The organism is Stutzerimonas stutzeri (genome assembly GCF_024448935.1).
Lineage (GTDB): Bacteria > Pseudomonadota > Gammaproteobacteria > Pseudomonadales > Pseudomonadaceae > Stutzerimonas > Stutzerimonas stutzeri_AO.
Map to the genome: position 1 here is coordinate 21856 of NZ_JAMOIE010000064.1, position 6990 is coordinate 28845.

Annotated in this window: 6 protein-coding genes; 5 read left to right on the top strand and 1 reads right to left on the bottom strand. The window is 60.7% G+C overall.

Going from position 1 to position 6990, the window contains the following annotated elements; translation table 11 throughout:
• The first annotated feature begins 353 nt into the window (after positions 1–353).
• From NA637_RS17120 to NA637_RS17135, 4 genes are all read left to right on the top strand, one after another.
• The gene (locus NA637_RS17120; protein WP_256073504.1) at positions 354–1439 is read left to right on the top strand and encodes a TRAP transporter substrate-binding protein; all 1086 of its coding nucleotides are present in this window, start codon (positions 354–356) and stop codon (positions 1437–1439) included.
• A 186-nt stretch (positions 1440–1625) separates the two neighbouring features.
• Positions 1626–2240: a TRAP transporter small permease subunit gene (locus NA637_RS17125; protein ID WP_256073506.1), complete on the top strand. Its 615-nt coding sequence runs from the start codon at positions 1626–1628 to the stop codon at positions 2238–2240.
• Between the two features lie 16 nt (positions 2241–2256).
• Positions 2257–3624, top strand: a complete 1368-nt coding sequence (locus tag NA637_RS17130) for a TRAP transporter large permease (protein WP_256073507.1) — start codon at positions 2257–2259, stop codon at positions 3622–3624.
• Between the two features lie 322 nt (positions 3625–3946).
• Positions 3947–5434 carry a sigma-54 interaction domain-containing protein gene (locus NA637_RS17135; RefSeq protein ID WP_256073510.1) on the top strand — a complete coding sequence of 496 codons (1488 nt, stop codon included), beginning with the start codon at positions 3947–3949 and terminating at the stop codon, positions 5432–5434.
• 201 nt (positions 5435–5635) lie between these two features.
• On the opposite strand, the gene NA637_RS17140 is transcribed toward NA637_RS17135, so the two are convergent.
• Positions 5636–6406 carry a 3-hydroxybutyrate dehydrogenase gene (locus NA637_RS17140; RefSeq protein ID WP_256073511.1) on the bottom strand — a complete coding sequence of 257 codons (771 nt, stop codon included), beginning with the start codon at positions 6404–6406 and terminating at the stop codon, positions 5636–5638.
• A gap of 384 nt (positions 6407–6790) precedes the next feature.
• Here NA637_RS17140 and NA637_RS17145 point away from each other — a divergent pair, with 384 nt between their 5' ends.
• Complete coding sequence (locus NA637_RS17145) at positions 6791–6982, top strand: hypothetical protein (protein WP_256073512.1); 192 nt, start codon at positions 6791–6793, stop codon at positions 6980–6982.
• Positions 6983–6990 lie beyond the last annotated feature (8 nt).

Genomic DNA, 6990 nt, shown 5'->3' on the forward strand with positions numbered 1-6990 from the left:
ACCCGCTCCCCACCACGCTTTCGAGTACAAGCCGCATGTCGCGGTGCGTGCCCGAAAAGCTGGCCGTCTAGATAACCAGACATAGATCCAGAATCGTGGACGCTCGGATAAACGCCCTAGGCGAATGTCCGACGGACTGGACACAGGCGCATCCTAACGATCTATGAAAGCGCTCTGGAATGGCCGTTTGAGCATGTATCTGGAGTCAGGCACAGAACCTGCTAATGGGATAAGCGCTAGACGCCAAGACTTCTGGCGGGCGGGTGACTGGACGTCGCTCTTCCGCTTTCCGGCTACGCCGCACCGGGCCATAACCTCTGGCCATCACAACAACAAAAACAAGGAAATCTGTAATGTCCGTAACGAAAAAGCTGTCCCGTCTCGCCTGTGCGATCGGCGCAGCAACCGTTATCAGTGCCACGCTGGTGAGCGCCAACGCGATGGCCACTGAGAAAATTCGCTGGCAAGTGCCATTGGCCTTCCCGTCCCATCTCGTCGGTCTGACCACGCCGGTCAAACATTTGTCGGAATCGCTCAAGGCGATTTCTGGCGGCGATATCCAGCTGCGCTACTACGAGCCCGGCGAGCTGGTGCCGCCATTCGAGATTATGGACGCGGTGAGCAACGGCAAATACCCAGCCGGCTATACTTGGATCGGTTACGACCAGGGCACCATCCCCGCGCTGCCACTGTATTCCGGTGCACCGTTCAACATGGAGCCGCCAGCCTACCTCGCGTGGTACTACGAGGGTGACGGCAAGAAGCTGCTCGAAGAGATCTATGCCGAACGCAATATCCATCCGATGCTGTGCAGCATCATCGGCCCGGAAGGCGCCGGCTGGTTCGCCAAGCCGATCGAGAAGCTGGAAGACATCGACGGGCTGCGTATCCGTTTCGCCGGTATCGGCGGCAAGGTGCTGGAGAAGCTCGGCGCCTCGGTCACCATGATTCCGGGCGGGGAGATCTACCAGGCGCTGGAACGCAAGACCATCGACGCCACGGAGTTCTCGCAGCCCGCCGTCGACAAAATGCTGGGCCTCGACCAGATCATCAAGAACTACATCATGCCGGGCTGGCACCAGACGCTCACCACCTCGCACCTGCTGGTGAACAAGGGTGTCTGGGACAAGCTCGAGCCGCAGAGCCGCGCGCTGATCGAGATGGGTTGCGAATCGGCCACGCTCAAGGGCTTCGCCGAAAGCGAATGGGCCCAGCCGACCGCGCTGCGTGACTACGAGAAACAGGGCGTCAAGGCCCAGGTGCTGCCCGAGGAAGTGCTGCGCGAACTGGAGCGCGTGACCAAGGAAGTGCTCGACGAGATCGCCGCCAGTGACGAGGCATTCAACCGAGTCCTGACCAGCCAGCGCGAATTCGTGAAACATCACTCGATCTGGCACAGCAAGGGCTATCTGCCACGCGATTACTACCACTACGACTGATAGCTGCGCGCTGAGTCTGGCGCCCTGAATGGTAGGCGGGTCAGTCCGGTTCGTATGCTCAAGCCCCGATCATGCGGTTCGATCAGGGCGTCAGGCAACGAATTCGTTGACCTAGCCAACCAGGGCGCTGACGGCACGGCTTCGATCGTGCCCTTTCTTCACGAATGCTGGATTACCGAGGTGGCCATGTCCGTTCATCCCGCTTCCCCCAACGCTGCTGCGCCCGCCTCCGACGAGGCTGCGCTGCCGCATAACCGCCTGTCCTATTGGCTCGACAAAGCTCTGGTCGCTATTGGCGAAGCCAGCGCCTGGATCTGGCTGTTGATGCTCGCGGTAGTGCTGACCAACGTGTTCAGCCGCTTCGTGCTGGCCCGCGGCTCGATTGCCCTGGAAGAGCTGTCATGGCATCTGTTCGGCGCCGCGCTGATGCTCGCCCTGGCCTATGCCGTAGTACGTGACGACCATGTGCGAGTCGATGTCCTGCGCGAGAAGTTCACCCTGCGCAGCCAGGCCATCATCGAGTTGCTGGCGATCCTGATTCTGGCATTACCGGTGGTGTTGCTGATGGTCGATGCGCTGATTCCTTTTGCCTATCAGGCGTTCATCTACAACGAGCGCTCGCAGGCGCCAAGCGGCCTACCGCATAGGTTCATTTTCAAGAGCGTGCTCCCGCTGGGCCTGGCGCTGGTCGCCCTGGCGCTGGCCTCTAGGGCCACGCGCTGTAGCACGCTGCTTTTCAATTTCCCGCGGGCCTTGGCGCCCACTTCCGGTGGCCGCGACCGCGGCCACTCGCAGCCCTGATGGAGCAGTCGTAATCATGGGTCTGGAGCAACTACTCGTCATCAGCATGTTCGCTACGTTCATGCTGCTACTGCTGCTTGGCTTTCCCGTGGCCTGGTCGTTGGCCGGCATCGGACTGCTGTTCGCCATATTCGGCCACGTGCTGATCGAATACTTCGACGCCGACCTCTGGTTCACCTGGGACGGCACCATCGGCGTGCTGGATGCGCGCATCTACGGCATCGTCGCCAATGAGCTGATGGTCGCCCTCCCTTTATTCATCTTCATGGGCATCATGCTCGACCGCTCTGGCATCGCCGAACGGCTGATGCATAGCCTGGTGCGGGTGCTCGGCCCGTTACGCGGCGGCTATGCGGTCACGGTAGTGCTGGTAGGCATCCTACTGGCGGCTTCAACCGGCATCGTCGGCGCCTCGGTGGCCCTGCTGGGCATGTTGTCCGTCGGCCCAATGCTGCAGGCGAAGTACAACAAGAGTCTGGCCGTCGGTACCGCCTGTTCGGTGGGTACGCTGGGCATCCTGATTCCGCCGAGCATCATGCTGGTATTGATGGCCGACCGCCTCGGCACCTCCGAAGCCTCGGTGGGCAAACTGTTCATGGGCGCGCTGATTCCCGGCATGATGCTGGCGCTGATGTACATCCTCTACATCGTTATTGTGTCCTGGGTGAAGAAGGACTTTGCACCGGCACCGGCCAACCGCCCGAAGCTCGACGCGCGGGCGCTGCTCGACGTGTTCTGGGCCGTGGTGCCGCCGTTCGCGCTGATCTTGGCAGTGCTCGGCTCGATCTTCTTCGGCATTGCCACCACCACCGAAGCGTCTGCCGTGGGCGCGTTCGGTGCGGTATTGATGGCCGCCTGCAGCCGCAGATTGGACATGACCGTGTTGAAGGAGGCGCTTTACCAGACCAGCCGCACCTCGGCCTTTATCTTCGGCATTTTCATCGGCGCCACGGTGTTCGCCGCAGTGCTCCGTGGCTTAGGTGGCGACGACGTGATCCGCGCGGCGCTTACCGGCCTGCCTTTCGGCCAGACCGGCGTGTTGCTCACCGTGTTGTTCATCACTTTCCTGCTGGGCTTCTTTCTGGACTGGGTGGAGATCACCCTGATCATCTTGCCGCTGGTGGCCCCGGTACTGTTCTCCATGGGCGTCGATCCGCTGTGGTTCGCGATCCTCTTCGCCTTATGCCTACAGACCTCCTTCCTGACACCGCCGGTCGGCTTCGCCCTGTTCTACATCAAGGGTGTGTGCCCACCGGAAGTCACCACTCGCGACGTCTATCTCGGGGTACTGCCCTACATCCTGATCCAGTTGATTGGTCTGGCGCTGGTGTTCTTCTTCGCACCGCTGGCGACATGGCTGCCCAACGAGGTGTACGCCCAGTAAAAACTACCTGCGTTGACAATACTGCGTTGAAAGCCGCTTGCGGCTAACGCGCTTTAGCGCGGCCCTGAGGGCGAACGAAGTAGGTCATGCTCATTTACTTAAAGTAAACTCGTACGCGAGCCCGGTCCGCTTCTTCGGCCGTTTGACTCGCTGCGCTCGCCCTTCGGGCCAGCCTTCGGCTGTTACTCCCGTTGGTCGTTGCGCCTTGTCTTGCCTGCCTCGCTAACGTTTTTCCAGCTTAGTTGCGCAGGGGCCGGCTGCCTTGCTCGCGGCAGTCGGCGCCTTTCATAATCGGCCGAACCTCTTTGGACAGCTCGAACTCATGGCAATTGCCCGCAACGACCTCGACGACAACGGCCTGATCATCGGCGTTTCCCCGGAGCGCTTTCGCGCGGTGGCGATGCCGCTGCTGTTCGATCACCTCAACGCCCAATGCGAGGGCACCATCGCGGTCAACTGCCAGGCACGTATCGTCTGGATCAACGACAAGTACGCCGCGAAGCTCGGCATCAGCGATCCGCGCGGCGTGCTCGGCAAAGAGATCGAAGAAGTGCTACCGGCCAGCCGCCTGCGGGAAGTCATGGAAAGTGGCCTGCCGAGCATGCTCGATCTGATGGCGTTCGGTGACGAGCATTTCGTGGTGACGCGCATCCCGCTGCGTGACGAGGACGGCACCCTCGTGGGAGCCTTGGGCTTCGTGCTGTTCGACCGGGCGCAGCATCTCAAACCGCTGATGTCCAAGTTCAATATCCTGCAGACACAACTGGTCGCGACCCAGAACGAGCTGGCCAAAGCCCGCCGCGCACGCTACACCATCGCCGGCTTCATCGGCACCAGCCCAGCCGCCAGCGAGGTCAAACGTCAGGCCCGCCGTGCCGCGCAGCTCGACGCCACGGTACTGATACGCGGCGAGACCGGCACCGGCAAGGAGCTGCTGGCCCAAGGCATTCACAACCTTTCCCCCCGGGCCAACGGCCCCTTCGTCGCGGTCAACGTCGCGGCCATTCCTGAAACCTTGGTGGAAGCCGAGCTGTTCGGCACCGCACCTGGCGCCTTTACCGGCGCCGATCGCAAGGCACGTATCGGCAAGTTCGAAGTCGCCAACGGCGGCACCCTGTTTCTCGACGAGATCGGCGATCTGCCACTGGCCCTGCAGGCAAAACTGCTTCGGGTGCTGCAAGAACAGGAGATCGAGCCGCTCGGCTCCAACCAGGTCAAACCGCTCAATGTGCGGGTGATCGCGGCAACCCATATCGATCTGGAAGCCAAAGTCGCTGCCGGGCAATTTCGCGACGACCTCTACTACCGTCTCAACGTTCTCGCCCTAAAGGTGCCGTCATTACGCGAACGCGCCAGCGACATTCCCGCTCTGGTTGAACACCTGCTTGATGACATCGCCAACCGCTCCGGCCAGGCGCCGATGGAACTCACCGCCCAGGCCGTGGCCTTACTCTGCGGTCAACCCTGGCGTGGCAACGTGCGCGAGCTGAGCAATCTATTGGAACGCGCGCAGTTGAATGCCGATGGGCTTCCGCTGGCGCCGCAGCATTTACTGCCTTTGCTCGGCGAGCAGAACAGCAATGCCACGCCGCCGACGCCACCCGCGATAATCAGCACCATTGAGCCTCCCGCCGCGGAAGAAACCCCGCTACAGCTGCTGGCTGAAAGCGTCGCCCAGGCCGAACGCCGTGCGCTGCAGCATGCGTTGCGAGCCTGTAAAGGCAACCGTCGCCGCGCCGCTGTCGAGCTGGGTATCTCCCGCGCGAGCCTGTATTCCAAGCTGCAGTTGCATGGGCTGAGCGAGCGCTAGGCCACTCAGGCCCCTGCGGTAACCTTGCTGGCGGAGCCGAGCCGCACTGCAAGGTAGGAGAGTTCGAGTCTCTCCGTCCGCAGCACCATGAAGACGTCGAAAACACTTCGCGCGCCAAGGCGTGAAGCGCTGTTTGTAGCCGAGGTTGAGCCTGCAAAACCCATGCAGATTGGAAGCGATGGGTTTTGCTGCGCTCATCGACTATTGGGCCAACCAACCGCCATCTACATTCCAGGCAGCGCCTCGCACTTGCCTGGCTGCCTCGCTACAAAGAAACAGCGCCAGGTCACCCAGCTCCTCGGGCGTGACGAAGTCCAGTGAAGGTTGTTTTTCCATCAGCAGTTCGCGAGTTGCCCGGTTCGGGTCGCCATGGCCTTGAGCCTTGCTGTCGATCTGCTGTTGGACCAATGGCGTCAATACCCAGCCCGGGCAAAGCGCGTTGCAGGTGACACCGGTGGTTGCAGTTTCCAGCGCAACGGTTTTGGTCAGACCGATCACGCCATGCTTGGCTGCCACGTACGCCGCCTTCTGCGCCGAGGCAACCAAACCGTGCACCGAGGATATGTTGATGATCCGCCCCCAGTTGCGCTCGCGCATGCCCGGCAGTGCCAGACGCATGGTGTGAAATACCGAGGACAAATTGATCGCGATGATGCTGTCCCAGCGCTCGACCGGGAAGTGCTCGACCGGGGCCACATACTGAATTCCCGCGTTGTTGACCAATACATCGAGGGAGCCGAAGTCGCCCTCGGTCTGGCTGATCATGTCCCCGATCTGCGCGGCATCGGTCACATCGGCTGGATGGTGCAACACGGTTGTGCCATACGCAGCCACACGCGTAATGGCCCCCTCTACATCGCCGAAACCATTGATCATCACATTGGCGCCCGCCTCTGCCAGCTTGCAGGCGATGCCCAGACCAATGCCGCTGGTTGAACCGGTGACGAGAGCGGTTTTGCCTTTCAGAATCATGGCTGTCTCCGATTGCCAAGAGTCACGGTCAAGGCAGCGATGCGTAGGCTACCTTGTTGACAATCAGCATAGCGGTTGCCGCAAAGGGCGCTGTGCAAGGTTGAAAAAAAGCGGGACTGTGTGAGACCGGGAACCAATCCGCCGGAACGTTCGGGCAGGGCATTCATGCAGTTTTCCTTATTGTTCTGATCGCTTCGTCTGCTCTCCTGTCGTTCCAGTGCTGGCGGTACGACAGGGAAACAAGCGAGATAGAGAAACAGAGCGAAAGCCATGCCAGTCTGGGAAGAAAGCCACAAAAAAACCCCGGATACTGCGGCAGATACGTGATTATCTGCATTTGAAGAGGAGCCCAACTCCCTTCGCCCGCTTCAGGAAATAAGCTCGATGTCCATTTATCTGGGCATGCTCATAGACTGCGACACATCTGTTCGGCCCATGTCCGGCCAGCTGGACGGTGCAATCGTGGTCTTCCTTGTGTCACCATTGCTGCGCGCCGACTCGCTGATAAGCATCCGAGCCACTGCTGGCTTTATCGAATCCATGCCCGTCTCGTTAGTTACATTCCTGGTTAATTAGTGCCCATC